Genomic DNA, 14,710 nt, shown 5'->3' on the forward strand with positions numbered 1-14,710 from the left:
TACACCATGCGGTTTCCGCTAGATCAATGGGCTATCCGGAATGAGGATCAGCCTTTGCGGAAAACATCAGTACACATGATATCAATGTCGCTATCATCTTCGGTAATGTGGGGGGGCTCCATAATCAGGTATCAGCCGAGTACCTTGGTATAGAATTTTACTGCGGTATCCAGATTAGGTACTTAGATACCAATATGAGAAAAGTGCAGGAGGAAGTTTGTGATATATGTCGTAACATATTGCCGAAATAGCGATTTGCTGTATTCATTTGATGGCAATACTTCATTTATAAATAAAATAAAAATTAAATTATCATGTTCATTTTATTTGTAAGTGGTTGTTATGGTTAACCCTGTTTGGCTCAAGACTTTTAAAAAGCTCGTGGAAGTCGGGCACTTTACTCGAACAGCAGAACAATTGGCAATGACTCAGCCTGGGGTCAGTCAGCAAGTCAGTAAGTTAGAAGCTCACTTTGGTTGTGCATTGCTGCAGCGTGAGGGAAAAAGCTTTGAATTAACGCCTGCTGGCAGAGCTGTCTATAAGTTTGCCTGTACCTGGCTGGAAGAGATAAAAAGTCTTGAACAAGAATTGAAAGAAGATGATCCGCATAAAGGCGAGCTGCGACTGGCGTCTCCTGGTGCTCTGAGTCTGGCTTTGTATCCCCAGCTAGTTAAATTGCAGGTGAGTCACAGCAAACTTTTAGTTAATTTTGAAGTAGCTCCTAATCATAAAATTGTGAAGGATATATCAGAAAACAAAATTGATATGGGTTGGATAACCAATAAGCCGGATTTTGCAGAGCTGGAATTTATTTCATATAGCAAGCAAGCTCTTGTTTTGGTTGTTAGCCACACTACAACAATCAGTAACTGGAATGAACTGATGAAACTGGGCTTTATCAATCATCCTGACGGGTTCCATCATGCAAGCCTTTTGCTTTCAGAGAATATGGGAAAGGATTTTCCAGGAGTAGATAAGCTGTTGGTAAGAGGGTATATCAATCAGCTTGGCCATCTGCTCGATCCTGTTGCTGCGGGACTGGGATTTACAGTCGTTCCAGAAACTGTGGTAATGAACTATCCCAAAAATAACCAGATTAAACTGGTTCCGCTTCTGCAAGAAGTCTTTGAGCCTGTTTATCTAGTCTACAGAAAGAAACAGGTTTTACCTGCAAGGTATGCATTCATCCAGAGCAACCTCAAGATTTGATGCCCGCCCGACAACGGGAGAAGAACATATAGCCAGAGAAACTGAAGGGTGGATTGAGAAGAAACTATTTTGATCTATGCTTATCTTCACTCTTTGGAGATATCCATGAAAAATGTAGTAAAAATAATCAATATTGCGTTGCTTTTGTTTTTTTTAGCATTTTCATTGTCAGCAAACTCCAGTGCTATCAAAAACAGGATAGACACTATGTTCAGGCAGTGGTTATTAGTATTGAAAACCGTTGATTCGATGGTTGTTGTTTTTGATCTTGATGAAACTTTTTATATTTTAAATGATCCGGAAATGCATTTAATTCTTGATGGTGAAAATGAGCAAACAGGTTTCACATATTTTTGCTCAATGTTCATTGCTGCAATTGCAAAGAACCCCAAAGTTTGTGTGGTTTATAGTACGGCAAGACCTTTTGGCAGGCAGACTGATTACATAGGGATTGATACATCAGAAAGCACAGCTCTCAGATCACAAGTAGCTGCAATAGGGGTAGATCTTGATGAAAGAGAGGATGTATTTGTTGGTAGTGAACGCAGATTTGAACACACAGATGACTGGTTGCTGCTTAGACAAAAGCCTGAGAAGACTGGAGCAAAAAGGCCTTCAGTTTATATTCCAGCGCCTCATATTCTGGTTTGTGGTAGCGGGAATTACATTCAAGTTGGGAAGAAGCTGAAGGAAAGTGGTTTTGATCCGGCAAAGTACAACGATATTGTTGAGCAATGGGTCAGGCAGGACATTGCAAGTATGTCTGAGGTTACCGGTTTTTGGCGCAGTTTTAATTTGCAAATTATGCCGGTAACCCCTTCAAGTTATTACAGGTTAGGAGCCAGAAGACATAATGGGAGTAACTGGGTCAATGCTGATATCCCAGACGGTTTGTCGGGGCTAAGTGCTTATAAAACCTCGTCTTTAGCATGGTTTAACAGTAACAAGAAAGGCGATGTTATAGCTATTCAGAACATGACAATAAATAAAGGTATTTCTCTGCAATGGGTTCTTTGTGAAATGAGAAATATTGGAATTTTAAAAGAGAGCTCTAAAATCTCTATTTCTGTTCTGGGTGATGGTGAAGGTGACATTCCAATGATTTGCCTGAAAGAAAGTGGCTTTTCTCTGATGCCACTTTCCCAGTGTGATGAAAGCAAAAAAAGCCTGATTAGTGGTCGGCTTGCCTGTTTGGGACTTGGCTTTGATCTGCCTGAATGGATTTGTGATGCGTGGGATTGCAGTATGATACCTGCAAAAAGTGCGCTGGCAGGCAGATTCGATAAGTTGAGTAATGATATGGGAAAAATACAGGTTGTACCTGGTGAACAGGCTGGATTGTTACCATTAATGCAGGAAACCATGAGAACATTATTGAGTAAGCATCGGGGAATTCCAATCCAGGTTGAATGAGATGCTGATAACAAATACTCGGAGCTATAGCTTTAATTCAGATATAGCCCCAAGAATCACTTATCAAAAGTCAGCTGTTTTTCCACCGGGCAAACAACATCGAGCTAATAAAAAGACCACAACTTAGAAGTGATAAAAAATACCCATATACTACATCTGGTCCGGTCATTGCATTAACAACACCTGATGTAAAGTAGAAGGTCAGTGCAAAACACAGCCATAAAAAGGGGCGAACCACATCTTTAAATATGAAAGGTAGGAACAATAATAATGGCGTACAGCGAACAATCATAACAGCTGTTGTCGCTTCTCCTGGGGGCTCCAGCCAAAGTGTCCAAAGTCCGATCACGGCCAGTATGGCAAAGTATTGTATGCGAGAAATCTGCAGTGCGTAGCGGGCTTTATCAGTTATGGTCATACTTCGTAAAAATGTCTTTATTCAGATGTCAATTTAGTGGCTATAGATGCCAGGCGAAGTCCCTGCGCCTGACAAAGCCGCTTCTCTTCTTCTGTCAGCGGTGCCTGACTCTTTTCGCCGGCAACATGAGAAGGACCATAAGGTGTTCCACCGCTGCGGGTTGAAGTCAAATCCGGCTCACTGTATGGCAGGCCGCATAGAATCATGCCATGGTGCATCAGAGGTAGCATCATGCTTATCAGAGTCGTTTCCTGGCCACCATGCAGGCTGGCACTGGAAGTAAATACAGCCGCTGGCTTCCCGCTCAGTGCTCCGGTCATCCATAGCGCACTGGTAGAGTCGATAAAATACTTCATGGGAGCAGCCATATTGCCAAACCGGGTCGGGCTGCCGAGTGCGAGTCCGGCGCAATTGCGCAGATCCTCTTCAGTGCAGTATATCGCCCCGGTACCGGGAATACCGGCAGCTGTTGCTTCACAGGTGGCAGAGACCGGAGGGACAGTACGCAACCGGGCTTCAATACCGCTTTGCTTTTCTATTCCCCGGGCAATTTGTTGCGCCATGGCCTGAGTTGCGCCATGGCGGCTGTAATAGAGCACCAGTATATAAGGTGCTGCCATTACAGAATCTCCAGCACAGATTCCGGCGGCCGTCCGATGCGGGCCTTGTTATTGGCAACAACAATCGGACGTTCAATCAGCTTGGGATGATCAGTCATTGCCTTGATCAGTTCGGCTTCGCCAAGTGCTTCATCTTTCAGATTTAACGTCTTGTAGGCTTCTTCACCTTTGCGTAGCAACTGACGTGCACTCATATCCAGTTGGGAAAGCAGTTTTTCCAAGGCATTCTGATCTGGCGTGTCTTCAAGATAAAGCACAACCTGCGGTGAAATACCCTGTTCTTCCAGCAGCTGAAGTGTCTGGCGAGACTTGGAACAACGGGGATTATGATAAATAGTGACCTGCTGGCTCATTTTTATCCTGTAAAGCATTCATCAGTGAGTCGGTATCGGAGTATTCTAATGCTTGTTGCCACGGATAAGTAGGGGGATTCCGGCATGCCCGGATGGAAAGCACGTGCAAGGGCCATATTGCCATCTGGTCAGGCAGATGAATCGAAACAGAAAAGTACAGAAATGCGCTGGGTCTGGCTGATTCGGCGAATGTTTCAGCGCTTTATGGCGGACGGTTGCCTCGATAGTGCCGCAGCGTTGACCTATACCACCCTGTTTGCGGTGGTTCCCTTGATGACGGTGACTTATAGCATTCTGGCTGGGATTCCCTCTTTTCAGGAAGCGGGAGGCCAGGTACAGAATTTTATTTTCCAGAACTTTGTCCCTGCTACCGGGGAAGTGGTGCAATCTTATTTGCAGGATTTTTCCCAACAGGCCAGAAAGCTGACAGCTGTGGGTGTGGCTTTTCTGGTTATCACCGCGTTTATGATGCTGCGAACAGTTGATACCGCATTAAACCGGATTTGGGCTGCGTCACACGGCAGGCGTCGGGTTAATACCTTTCTTCTTTACTGGGCTATTTTAACACTGGGGCCTATTTTGCTGGGGCTGGGCTTTGCCCTGAGCTCTTATCTCACCAGCCTGAAGCTTTATGCCGATGCGGCATCACTGATCGGTGGTGAAAAGTTTCTGCTTCGAATGGCGCCGCTAGTACTGAGCATTACCACTTTTACCCTGATTTATATAACGGTTCCCAATCGAAAGGTTGAGTTTCGACATGCGATTACCGGTGCGGTCTTTGTCGGTATTTTATTTGAGTTGGCGAAGGCAGGCTTTGCCTGGTTTGTTACCAATTCACCGACGTATGAACTGGTTTATGGTGCCTTTGCCGCGGTGCCGGTATTTCTGCTTTGGATCTGGATCAGCTGGGTAGTCGTTTTACTTGGTGCTGAGTTAGTGCGTTGCCTTGGTTTATACCGACAGGATATGCCTCCGGATGATCTGCCTGATATGGTGGCGCTGCTGGCTATACTGTCAGTTTTTCGGCAGCGGTTCCGGCAGGGATTGCACACAGGATATCGTCATGTGGTGGAAGCCGGGTGGGCATTACACCAGCGCCACTGGGAAGAGTTGGTTGCGCAATTACTGAAACAGCAGATACTGGAATACAGTGAAAAGGGGGAGCTGATACTGGCGCGTGACCTCTCTTCTGTATCCATGATGGAACTGTGTGAGCAACTGAAACTTGTGCTTCCCGATGAAACCGTTATGGCCACTTTTCCGGAAACCGGAACAAAGTGGCTGGAACAGCTCCAGCAAAGTGTTTCCAGTACACGTCAACACCAGCGTCAGGTTATGGTGGGAAGTCTGGCTGACTGGGTTGAGTCATAACAGACGTTGTATTGTTCAAATTGAAAGTACCGAAATGATGATACAAACAGGTAGTAAGTGGGCGTGTGGATGTTTACTTGGAGTCGTGTTGCTACTGGCTGGTTGCAGCAATAGTGCAAACCTGGTGGACCAGGATGGGAAATCGCTCGAGCCGGATCAGTTTGCCGGGGACTGGATAGCAATTAATTACTGGGCTGTATGGTGTGCGCCCTGTATCAAGGAAATACCTGAACTGAATCGATTGGATAAGGCTGATAACGGTATTCGTGTGCTGGGGGTGGATTATGATGGTGCACTGCCGGAAGAGCTGAAAGCCAATATGAAGAAGCTGGATATCCAGTTCAGGGTTTTTCGTGGAGATCCTTCAGAGGCGTTGGGCTTTACTCTACCCGATGTTCTTCCTGCGACGTATATACTGAATGCTGAAGGTCAACTGGTTAAGCAGCTGCTGGGTCCGCAGACCCAGGCAAGTCTGGAGAAGGCTGTTGGTGAGCTGAAAATGCAGGAAGGTTGATTTGTTATGGCTGTGGTAAGCAAGTGTGTCAGAGTGGAAGGTAAGGTTCAGGGCGTCTGGTTCCGGGCCTCTACCAAGGAACAGGCTGATCGGTTAGGCATTATCGGTTGGGCAAAAAACCTGCCCGATGGAGCGGTGGAAGTTTTGATGCAAGGAAGCGAAGAGAATATTGAAAGATTAACAACCTGGCTGCATGAAGGACCGCCAGCTGCATCCGTCATATCAGTCAATTTAATAGTAAATACAGAATCAGCTTCTGATTGTCAGGGCTTCCAGATTCTTTAGGCTCAAAGTAAATATTGCTGCAATTAAAATGGCCACCTCTCTTTATCTCAGAGGCGGCCATCTGTCAGCAAATTAAATGCTGACGTTTTCCTTGATAAAGGCAGGCAGGTCAGCCAGAGCCAGATCAACGCGGTCGGCTTCAGCGCGATGCTTGTATTCAACCATGCCGTCTTTCAGTCCGCGGTCACTCAACACCACGCGATGCGGAATGCCCATCAGCTCCATGTCGGCGAACTTGACGCCCGGGCTGGCCTTGCGGTCATCCATCAGTACGTCGTAGCCAGCTTCCTTCAGTTCGCTATACAGCTTTTCAGCAGCTTCGCGAACCACTTCGGATTTTTCCATCTTCAGCGGAACGATTGCAATCTGGAACGGAGCAATATTTTCCGGCCAGATAATGCCGCGGTCGTCATAGTTCTGTTCGATAGCCGCAGCGACAACACGGGTAACACCGATACCGTAGCAACCCATGGTGACAACAGCAGATTTACCGTTTTCGTCCAGTACTGTTGCGTTCAGTGCTTCACTGTACTTCTGGCCCAGCTGGAAGATATGACCGACTTCAATGCCACGCTTGATTTCCAGCTTGCCATTGCCGCAAGGACTTGCATCACCTGCGACAACATTGCGCAGGTCTTCTTCACGGGTAAAGCTGGCATCACGCTCCCAGTTAATACCGAAGTAGTGTCTGCCATCAACATTGGCACCGGCACCAAAGTCAGCCATCTTGGCTACAGTACGGTCAACAATACAAGGAATGGTGATCTTGACCGGACCCAGTGAACCCGGACCGGCACCCATGATTTCACGAATCTCTTCGTCAGTCGCAAAACGCAGCGGCTCGGCAACTTCCGGCAAATGCTCAGCCTTGATTTCGTTCAGTTCGTGATCACCGCGTACCATCAAGGCAACAAAGTCTGCGTCGCATTCTTCAGCAGCGGCAACAATCAGGGTTTTAACTGTTTTCTCGATTGGCAGATCAAACTGTTCTACCAGACTGGCGATGGTCTTGGCATCCGGAGTATCGACCAGACGCATTTCTTCGCTGGCTGCTGGACGATCACCAGCCGGAGCAACGGCTTCAGCTTTCTCAATGTTGGCAGCGTAGTCACTGCTGTCGCTGAAGACGATATCGTCTTCGCCGGACTGGGCCAGTACGTGGAATTCATGAGACTTGCTGCCACCGATGCTGCCGCTGTCGGCTTCTACCGGGCGGTAGTTCAGACCCAGTCGGTCAAAAATACGACAGTATGCAGAGTGCATATTGAGGTATTCTTCATCCAGGCTGGCATGGTTCAGGTGGAAAGAATAAGCGTCTTTCATCAGGAACTCACGGCCACGCATCACACCGAAACGAGGACGAATTTCATCACGGAATTTGGTCTGGATCTGGTACAAATTCATCGGCAGTTGCTTGTAGCTGCTGATTTCATTGCGCACGATATCGGTAATAACTTCTTCGTGAGTCGGGCCAATAACGAAATCACGGTTGTGACGATCCTTGATTCGCAGCAGTTCGGGACCATACTGCTCCCAGCGGCCGCTTTCCTGCCACAGTTCTGCCGGCTGGACTGCAGGCATCAGGGTTTCCATTGCGCCAGCGCGATTCATCTCTTCGCGAACAATATTCTCAACCTTGCGCAGTACCCGCAGACCCATCGGCATCCAGGTATAAAGACCGGAAGCCAGTTTACGGATCATGCCGGAACGAAGCATCAGCTGGTGGCTGACGACCACTGCATCGGAAGGTGTTTCCTTCAGGGTCGACAACAGGTATTGGCTAGTACGCATACAGGGAGGTACCGTGATATCTACTTTAAAAAAGCGTCATTCTAGCGCGAAAATATGTTTCCCATAACCCGTGCTTGTAAGTACCCAAGTATATGTTGGTTCATCTTCGACTTGCTGTCTGTTATTGCAGGTCAGTATATTCTTACCCTGTTAAATGAATAAGGGAGGGTCAGGTGTGGATACACTGCCTTCAATGGAACCGTTTCAGCTGGCACCCCAGCTTGAGAAAGATACGGTAGCGATTGGCGATTTTCCGCTTTGTCGAGTATTACTGATGAATGATGCCAATTATCCATGGATTATTCTGGTCCCGAGAATGGCAGGGCTGGAAGAGATTTATCAGTTGTCCGAAACAGATCAGCAGCAACTGTTGAAAGAATCATCTTTTGTGGCTCAGACGCTTAAAGATGTTTTTACTGCAGACAAAATGAATGTTGCGGCTTTGGGTAATATGGTGCGGCAGCTGCATGTGCACCATATTGTGCGATATCAGAGTGATTCGGCCTGGCCTGCTCCGGTCTGGGGGCTGCAGCCGACCAGGCAGTATGATGATTCAGCATTAAAAGCCACAGTTGAAAAGCTGCAGTCTGCGTTTGCAGCAATGCTGGTTTCCGGACAGTAGTGAGTAGTGGAGAATTGAGCTTGAGTAATGAAATGATTGAGCTGCAAACTCAGTTGACGTTTCAGGAAGATACGATTCAGCAGTTGAATGAGGTTGTCACTCAACAGCAAAAAGATATTGAGCGGTTACAGTTGCAGATGGAGGCACTGAAAGGGCTGATTCAGGGTTATGTCCAGGAACAGCACAATGTGAAAGATGATGTGCCGCCCCCCCATTATTGATTAGCAAAAATAAACCCGGAGACGAAGGAATGCGTCCCCGGGTTTGTCATAGCCGTATTATTCGGAAACTATCTCCGGTTTGGTGCTGAAATAACGTCTTCGGCTTGCAGCCCTTTCTCTTTTGATGCGACAAGAAATTCAACGCGCTGACCTTCGTGCAAGACCCTGTGGCCTTCTCCGCGAATTGCCCGGTAATGAACAAAGATGTCATCACCCTGGTCCCGGGTAATAAAGCCAAACCCTTTGCTGACATTGAACCATTTGACGGTGCCAGCCTCCCGGCCGGGATCCATGGCTTCAGCAGAAAATGAAGGGGTAACAGCAGGCGGGCCGCACAGAAAGTGCAAGAAAGTGCCTCCGAGTAACATACCGACACTGAATAAGGCGGCATCAAATGTTACCGGTTGACCAGATGCCGGAATAAGTGCACAGGCACTGCTTGCCAGAACCAGCAGGCTACCAAAGAGCTGAACTGTACGTTTGCCTCCATAATGTGCAGAAAAATAGCTTCCCAATGACAGGTTGCAGACTGCAGCTGCCAGAATTAACAGAGACTCTGACTGGGCCAGCAGGGAAAAATTCTTGCTATCCCCGGTAAGAAAGGGCAGCGCCAGCCAGCTGATGGCAAGTGCAATGCCTGCCAGAGCGTGGATGAAGCGAAAGTGTTTCAACGGTATTGTCCTTTATAGTTGTTGTCACGATTTGCCCGAACGTGCCAGGGAAATGGCCGGTAAACCTGTCACGTGGGAAGATTATTACGCGTTACAATATGTATTTAACCGCATCATCGATACTATCTCAAACTAATCAGTCTATACCCTGTTTTGGTGACAGTAGTTTTGGGGGGAATAGTTGTAGCGTGAATATGGTTAATGAAAAGAGTGCTTTGATCGTATCCTTTTATCAATCGTTTCCAGAGTTTGTTCTTAATATTGAAGAAAACTCGTATTTTAAAGGTTAATCCAATATAGCTGCCAAGTGTTGTGTAAGTGTGGTTTCAAGCTTGTACTGTTAAAAACTTCAGTTAAATTAAAAGGAGTGTTTCATATTTGTGTTATAAAAAATAAAAAATAGTTGAAAAAATGATTTTTTTATTGGACGTTAAATATACTTGGTTTATAGTGAAACCAGAGTCTGCAGTTTTGGGTTGTTGCGGACAGTAATCAGGATGATGGATCTCATAATAAATGCCAGGAGAGCACATAACATGGCAGCCCGGAAAGCAACACGCAAAACAACCGCAAGAAAAGCCGCACCTAAAAAAACTGCAGCTAAAAAAGTAGCCAAGAAGCCGGTAGCCAGGAAGGCCGCTCCAAAGAAAAAAGCTGCTCCGAAAAAAGCTGTAGCCCGTAAACCAGCTGCTAAAAAAGCTGCACCTAAAAGAGCTGCTGCAAAAAAAGCGCCTGTTAAAAAAGCACCGGCAAAGAAAGCTGGCCCTATTCAGGCACGCTACAGCAAAACCCAGATTCTTAATGAAATTGCAGCCAATACTGAATTGAGCCGTAAAGAAGTTGCTGCTGTACTGGAAGAGCTGGGCGGTCTGATGGAGCGGCATATTAAAAAGCGTGGTTGTGGTGAATTTACTCTCCCGGGTCTGCTCAAGGTTATGGCGGTTAAAAAACCTGCCCGTAAAGCCAAGAAGGGTGTGCCTAACCCATTCCGTCCAGGTGAATTAATGGATGTTGCTGCCAAGCCTGCAACTGTTGTGGTTAAAGTTCGCCCCCTGAAGAAGCTCAAGGATTATGCGTTGAGCTAGGCAATGCTCTGAAGCAATTCCTGCTACTAAAACTCTCAATAATACCGAAACCGACCTTTGAATTAAGGTCGGTTTTTTTTATGGTTTAAAAAAACCGGCTTCAAAGCCGGTTTTATCAGGTTTCTTAGATCGTTACTATTAATCGGTTATCAGAATATAGCGACATCATACTTAATGATGACCCGACTCTCTTTATTAACAGTCTCAACCCTGGCGCTGTTCCGTGCGGTGTTTTTGGCATGGACAAGATCTACAGAAAGGCCATCAACTACAGGCACCGCATAGTTTACCTTGATGTTGTACTCTTTCTCTTTTTGATCACGAACACCGGATTTGCCCATATCAATTGTACTGTCAACATACACTACAGATGAGCTCAGCCCTTCAACCATCTCGGAGAAATTGTACCCGATATTAATGCCCCAGGCGCTTTGTCCTGCGCGGTTGAAGTCACTGTAAGCGATGGCGTTGTATCCCATAAAACCGGAATTCTGCATATCACCATCATTTTCTCCGCTACCCCAGGCCATGCTGGCAGTGTTCAATCCGGTTTTGGTGTTTGATGTCGGCTGATCGACATCGGTATAGGACAGGCCAAGACTCAGGTTACCCATCGTCATTCCTGCATTTATGCCCCAGAAATAAATCGTATCTTTATCCAGTTGCTGCCCTGCAGAAACAAGTTTATTGGCTACAGCATTATCCTGAGCATCGCCTTTCATTTTCTTGGTGCCGTATTGAGCACCAAGACTCATGTTCATGTCATCATTTATAGGCATTTCATAAAGAGCATCGGTATAAAACTGGCTGCCAAACTCTTTTTGCTGGCCATACGCTGCAATAACGCTGAAACCATCACCAAAGTTATATCCACCGCCAATGATGTTTACGGCCTGTTTTTTATGTTTGCCATTACTGTCGTAAACACCATAGCTTTCATACCCTGATTCAACCCGTGCCGAGTTTTCTCTGGCATGAATACCATAGAGCCTTGCTGCACCAAATTCGCCTTCAGCCATCAAGGCTTCTGTTAATGAAGGAACATTACGGGAATCGGAATCGTTTAACAGAGGGGTATCAATATACATACGGCCATATTTAACTGTAGCCATATCCATAAGGTTGATTTTTACTGCTCCGCCAACTTTGCTGTAACTATGTGCTTTTTTCTCATTACCCTTGATTCGAAGCAAGCCAACATCAGCTTTGTTTTTGTCACCGGATAATTTAATAGCAGTGTACCAGCTGGCATCAAAGCCAATCATATTCATGAAATAGCCTGAGCTGAATTCAGCTCTTATCCCCTGAGACCAGGCGCTCTGTTTTTGAGTGTTGGTTCTTTTGTCAGTTTTGTAGTAATTCCGCAAATGGACATTCAGTGAGCTGCCTTCGATAAAACTTTCAGCTTGGGCTCCGGACGCTAATAAAATAGCTGCGCTCAGAGAACTGAGAGCTAATAATTTCATACAAACTATCCTTGTGTGTTTTTGATTTTATTTTTCTGCTACTCAAGCAGGTATCTGTGTGTAATGGAAACTTTATAAAAGCTTCCGATATTTATACTCAAGGATGGGGCGAAATATTGCAACAAGATTTAAAACGTGAAAAGAAGTGCTGATTAAAAGCTGGTAATTTGACGATTTTAAAATAAACGTCAAAAGTATGACGTTGGGTTTTACCCGGAATTAATTACTCTTGTCTTGAAATAAAAAAAGGCCTGATTCCAGTTGGAATCAGGCCTTTAATCTTGCTGTTTTATAGTAGGCGAGCTTAGAACAGAGCAACCGTGTAATCGAGGTAAACTCTGTGATCATCCCTGCTGTTCCCTTCCAGCGCTTTCTGAGTTGAACCGTTGTTGTTATTACGGTAAACGCTGTATTCATAGCTGAATGCCAGTCCCTTCAGGGCAGGCTGCTGGAAGTCGTAACTTAATACGACATCACGCTCCCATTCCTTGCCATCATCCTTTTTGGTTGGGCGGTTGTAGGCATCTTCACCATGAGTATAGGTCAGGGCTGCTTTGAAACCAGGCAGATATTGCATGAAGTCATAAGCTACGCTGGCCTGCCATACCTTTTCATTTTCATGGTTGAAGTCAGATATAGTACGGGAGGTCCAGAAGGTTCCGGTTCCATGATCCTGATTGTGCATGTAGTAATCAAAGAAACCATCTTTGGTCTGGGTATAGGAAACAGCAGCCGTTAATTGCTGATAAACCAGTTCGGCATTCAGGTTGTACAGTCTGCTTTCGTAGTTCTTTCCTTTAGCATACTTTGCCTGATCTTCAGGTTTACCGAAGCTGGCATATCCCAAGTCATACTTCTTCTTGGTATTACCTTCCATCCAGTGATACTGGCCATCCAGTTTCAGGCTGACGCCAGGCTCAAATTCATGAACGTAATAAACTTCGTTGGATGAACGCTTTTTATAATCCTTGGCTTCACCATAGGCGAATTCAAAACCGAGTCCCATATCAAACTCGTGTTTGAAGCCCAGTATTTTGACATCACAGAGTTCCATCTCTTTGCCGCTGGCGTCTTTTTTCTTGCTTACAAATTTCTCAAAGCCGTTCTTGTTGCGCTCTGATTGCTTGGTCAGATAAGAGTAATAAACATCATATCCGTAGAAATCGGCTTCAACACTGCCACCCTCGAAACTGCTGGGTGTCAGGCGGCTGCCTGAGCTGGCCATGATCGGGTTGTCCTGGGTAAGACGGCCACCACGAATCAGCATATTAACGTCGTCATCCCCGAAACGGGCTTTGATATTGGCAACGCCGATTTTGCTGTAATCCTGCATTTTGCCGGAATCAGTTTTATACAGCAGGTCGGTATTGGTGTTGCCCTTGCCGCCATCCAGTTTGAGTCCGCTATACCAGGAAACATCGAAACCAAGCACATCCCACATGTATCCGGAAGTGTAATCAAGTTGAATACCCTGACCCCACTGGCGAACACGACGCTTGGTTTGTCCTTTCTGGACATGTTTACCGTCGTTGTTGAAATAAGCGTTGCGCAGCTTTAAATCGAGCTGGCTTTCATCAAACAGGGTGGACAACTGGTCAGCCTGAGCACCACTGGACAGGCATCCGGCCATTATTGCGGCGCTCAGGGCGCCCGTTGTGATCTTTTTCATTACTGCTACTCCACGTCTTCGCTGTGCTGGGACCATTCCCCGGTCTTCCGGTAAATCAGTCCCTTGATCCCTGCATGTGCAAAATGCACGCTCCGAAACCGCTTTTTAATAAAGCTGTATCGGTTGTTGTTTATGATTTGACGGGTCTGTCACATAACAGAGCCTGAAGAGATAACAGTCACGGTCGCAGGGGCCTGACTGAAAGGGACTCCAATCCATACACGGCTAAATCCCTGCCGTTTGCATCCGAGCGAAATTATTTCTGTGAAAAAGCTAAACGCCGCTGTTGTCTGAACAACTGTGGCAGACAAGGAATGAGTAAAGACGAAGATCGGGATTTTGCAAATCTAAAGTACTAGGGACTGGTGTGGTCAAATAAAGTTCATTTATCGCTTTACAGTAATATGGATACATTGACTCAAAAAATGAACATATGCTGAAAGCAATAATGATAGTCCCTGTATTTGTGTTTCAGGCAGAGGGTCACATTAGTGCACGGTTGCGGTATAATCCGCCGATTATGCTGGACTAACAGCCGGAGCAACCGGTTTTTCCGTTAATTTAAAAGATTGTTTCAGAGTGCCCTGGCGGGCCTTTGAGGCGGTACAGGAAAGGCCAGAGCCAGTGCTACGGCCGATAGGGAGAATTTGCAGTTCTATGCCTATTTATGAATATCTTTGCCAGTCTTGCGGTGAAGCGCATGAAGCTATTCAGAAAATGAGTGATGCCCCGCTGACGGACTGCCCTCAGTGCGGTGAAGCTTCCCTGGCGAAGCAGTTATCCGCACCGTCTTTCCGCCTGAAAGGCAGCGGCTGGTATGAAACTGACTTCAAGGGCGGACGTAAAAAAGGTCTGGCAACCAGCGATAATCACTGCCCGAGCAAGGATTCCAAAAGCAGCTGTGGCGGTTGTGCTGCTACCGCTGACTGAGACTCCAAGATTTACGGCATTCGGTTTGGAATAAGCCTATCGCAAAATAATTGGCTTTCATGCAGTTATGAG

At 46.2% G+C, this 14,710-nt stretch carries 16 protein-coding genes; 9 read left to right on the plus strand and 7 right to left on the minus strand.

Going from position 1 to position 14,710, the window contains the following annotated elements; translation table 11 throughout:
* Positions 1-342 precede the first annotated feature (342 nt).
* The gene (locus ACYZZ0_RS17170; RefSeq protein ID WP_461537875.1) at positions 343-1,209 is read left to right on the plus strand and encodes a LysR family transcriptional regulator; all 867 of its coding nucleotides are present in this window, start codon (positions 343-345) and stop codon (positions 1,207-1,209) included.
* Between the two features lie 105 nt (positions 1,210-1,314).
* Positions 1,315-2,622, plus strand: coding sequence for a hypothetical protein (locus ACYZZ0_RS17175; RefSeq protein ID WP_461537876.1), 1,308 nt, complete (start codon positions 1,315-1,317; stop codon positions 2,620-2,622).
* A gap of 70 nt (positions 2,623-2,692) precedes the next feature.
* Here ACYZZ0_RS17175 and ACYZZ0_RS17180 read toward each other — a convergent pair whose 3' ends face one another.
* From ACYZZ0_RS17180 to arsC, 3 genes are read right to left on the minus strand one after another with little or no spacing between them, the layout of a single operon-like run.
* The gene (locus ACYZZ0_RS17180) at positions 2,693-3,040 is read right to left on the minus strand and encodes a DUF2069 domain-containing protein (protein WP_461537877.1); all 348 of its coding nucleotides are present in this window, start codon (positions 3,038-3,040) and stop codon (positions 2,693-2,695) included.
* Between the two features lie 17 nt (positions 3,041-3,057).
* The gene (gene wrbA / locus ACYZZ0_RS17185) at positions 3,058-3,660 is read right to left on the minus strand and encodes an NAD(P)H:quinone oxidoreductase (RefSeq protein WP_461537878.1); all 603 of its coding nucleotides are present in this window, start codon (positions 3,658-3,660) and stop codon (positions 3,058-3,060) included.
* Positions 3,660-4,013: an arsenate reductase (glutaredoxin) gene (gene arsC, locus ACYZZ0_RS17190; protein ID WP_461537879.1), complete on the minus strand. Its 354-nt coding sequence runs from the start codon at positions 4,011-4,013 to the stop codon at positions 3,660-3,662. The genes wrbA and arsC overlap by 1 nt, the downstream gene beginning before the upstream one ends.
* An 84-nt stretch (positions 4,014-4,097) precedes the next feature.
* Between arsC and ACYZZ0_RS17195 the strand changes: the two genes are divergently transcribed.
* Genes ACYZZ0_RS17195 through ACYZZ0_RS17205 form a run of 3 tightly spaced genes read left to right on the plus strand, consistent with a single transcriptional unit; the run spans position 4,098 to position 6,183 of the window.
* Positions 4,098-5,384 carry a virulence factor BrkB family protein gene (locus ACYZZ0_RS17195; RefSeq protein WP_461537880.1) on the plus strand — a complete coding sequence of 429 codons (1,287 nt, stop codon included), beginning with the start codon at positions 4,098-4,100 and terminating at the stop codon, positions 5,382-5,384.
* A gap of 34 nt (positions 5,385-5,418) precedes the next feature.
* The gene (locus tag ACYZZ0_RS17200; protein ID WP_461537881.1) at positions 5,419-5,898 is read left to right on the plus strand and encodes a TlpA family protein disulfide reductase; all 480 of its coding nucleotides are present in this window, start codon (positions 5,419-5,421) and stop codon (positions 5,896-5,898) included.
* 33 nt (positions 5,899-5,931) lie between these two features.
* Positions 5,932-6,183, plus strand: coding sequence for an acylphosphatase (locus ACYZZ0_RS17205; RefSeq protein ID WP_461537882.1), 252 nt, complete (start codon positions 5,932-5,934; stop codon positions 6,181-6,183).
* A gap of 72 nt (positions 6,184-6,255) precedes the next feature.
* Here ACYZZ0_RS17205 and ACYZZ0_RS17210 read toward each other — a convergent pair whose 3' ends face one another.
* Positions 6,256-7,974, minus strand: coding sequence for a proline--tRNA ligase (locus tag ACYZZ0_RS17210; RefSeq protein WP_461537883.1), 1,719 nt, complete (start codon positions 7,972-7,974; stop codon positions 6,256-6,258).
* 175 nt (positions 7,975-8,149) lie between these two features.
* Here ACYZZ0_RS17210 and ACYZZ0_RS17215 point away from each other — a divergent pair, with 175 nt between their 5' ends.
* Together ACYZZ0_RS17215 and ACYZZ0_RS17220 are read left to right on the plus strand one after the other, a co-directional pair.
* On the plus strand, positions 8,150-8,596 hold the full coding sequence (locus ACYZZ0_RS17215) for an HIT domain-containing protein (protein ID WP_461537884.1): 447 nt from the start codon (positions 8,150-8,152) through the stop codon (positions 8,594-8,596).
* 20 nt (positions 8,597-8,616) lie between these two features.
* Positions 8,617-8,817, plus strand: a complete 201-nt coding sequence (locus tag ACYZZ0_RS17220) for a SlyX family protein (RefSeq protein WP_461537885.1) — start codon at positions 8,617-8,619, stop codon at positions 8,815-8,817.
* Positions 8,818-8,885: 68 nt separating this feature from the next.
* On the opposite strand, the gene ACYZZ0_RS17225 is transcribed toward ACYZZ0_RS17220, so the two are convergent.
* Positions 8,886-9,488 carry a cold-shock protein gene (locus ACYZZ0_RS17225; RefSeq protein WP_461537886.1) on the minus strand — a complete coding sequence of 201 codons (603 nt, stop codon included), beginning with the start codon at positions 9,486-9,488 and terminating at the stop codon, positions 8,886-8,888.
* Between the two features lie 536 nt (positions 9,489-10,024).
* On the opposite strand from ACYZZ0_RS17225, the gene ACYZZ0_RS17230 reads away from it, so the two are divergent.
* Positions 10,025-10,573, plus strand: a complete 549-nt coding sequence (locus tag ACYZZ0_RS17230) for an HU family DNA-binding protein (protein ID WP_461537887.1) — start codon at positions 10,025-10,027, stop codon at positions 10,571-10,573.
* Positions 10,574-10,722: 149 nt separating this feature from the next.
* Here the strand turns inward: ACYZZ0_RS17230 and ACYZZ0_RS17235 are convergent, their stop codons facing one another.
* A complete protein-coding gene (locus tag ACYZZ0_RS17235; RefSeq protein ID WP_461537888.1) occupies positions 10,723-12,039 on the minus strand; it encodes an OprD family outer membrane porin in 1,317 nt (438 codons plus the stop codon).
* A 304-nt stretch (positions 12,040-12,343) separates the two neighbouring features.
* Positions 12,344-13,708: an OprD family outer membrane porin gene (locus ACYZZ0_RS17240; protein WP_461537889.1), complete on the minus strand. Its 1,365-nt coding sequence runs from the start codon at positions 13,706-13,708 to the stop codon at positions 12,344-12,346.
* Positions 13,709-14,365: 657 nt separating this feature from the next.
* On the opposite strand from ACYZZ0_RS17240, the gene ACYZZ0_RS17245 reads away from it, so the two are divergent.
* Positions 14,366-14,638, plus strand: a complete 273-nt coding sequence (locus ACYZZ0_RS17245; protein ID WP_461537890.1) for an FmdB family zinc ribbon protein — start codon at positions 14,366-14,368, stop codon at positions 14,636-14,638.
* Positions 14,639-14,710 lie beyond the last annotated feature (72 nt).

It is taken from the genome of Spongorhabdus nitratireducens, assembly GCA_947387575.1.
GTDB lineage: Bacteria > Pseudomonadota > Gammaproteobacteria > Pseudomonadales > Endozoicomonadaceae > CANDOC01.

Excerpts from the sequence above, each read along its gene's own strand:
- arsC (WP_461537879.1), bottom strand. The coding sequence starts at position 4,013 with ATGAGCCAGCAGGTCACTATTTATCATAATCCCCGTTGTTCCAAGTCT.
- ACYZZ0_RS17235 (WP_461537888.1), bottom strand. The coding sequence starts at position 12,039 with ATGAAATTATTAGCTCTCAGTTCTCTGAGCGCAGCTATTTTATTAGCG.
- ACYZZ0_RS17230 (WP_461537887.1), top strand. The coding sequence starts at position 10,025 with ATGGCAGCCCGGAAAGCAACACGCAAAACAACCGCAAGAAAAGCCGCA.
- wrbA (WP_461537878.1), bottom strand. The coding sequence starts at position 3,660 with ATGGCAGCACCTTATATACTGGTGCTCTATTACAGCCGCCATGGCGCA.
- ACYZZ0_RS17240 (WP_461537889.1), bottom strand. The coding sequence starts at position 13,708 with ATGAAAAAGATCACAACGGGCGCCCTGAGCGCCGCAATAATGGCCGGA.
- ACYZZ0_RS17180 (WP_461537877.1), bottom strand. The coding sequence starts at position 3,040 with ATGACCATAACTGATAAAGCCCGCTACGCACTGCAGATTTCTCGCATA.
- ACYZZ0_RS17175 (WP_461537876.1), top strand. The coding sequence starts at position 1,315 with ATGAAAAATGTAGTAAAAATAATCAATATTGCGTTGCTTTTGTTTTTT.
- ACYZZ0_RS17245 (WP_461537890.1), top strand. The coding sequence starts at position 14,366 with ATGCCTATTTATGAATATCTTTGCCAGTCTTGCGGTGAAGCGCATGAA.
- ACYZZ0_RS17170 (WP_461537875.1), top strand. The coding sequence starts at position 343 with ATGGTTAACCCTGTTTGGCTCAAGACTTTTAAAAAGCTCGTGGAAGTC.
- ACYZZ0_RS17195 (WP_461537880.1), top strand. The coding sequence starts at position 4,098 with ATGCCCGGATGGAAAGCACGTGCAAGGGCCATATTGCCATCTGGTCAG.
- ACYZZ0_RS17210 (WP_461537883.1), bottom strand. The coding sequence starts at position 7,974 with ATGCGTACTAGCCAATACCTGTTGTCGACCCTGAAGGAAACACCTTCC.
- ACYZZ0_RS17200 (WP_461537881.1), top strand. The coding sequence starts at position 5,419 with ATGATGATACAAACAGGTAGTAAGTGGGCGTGTGGATGTTTACTTGGA.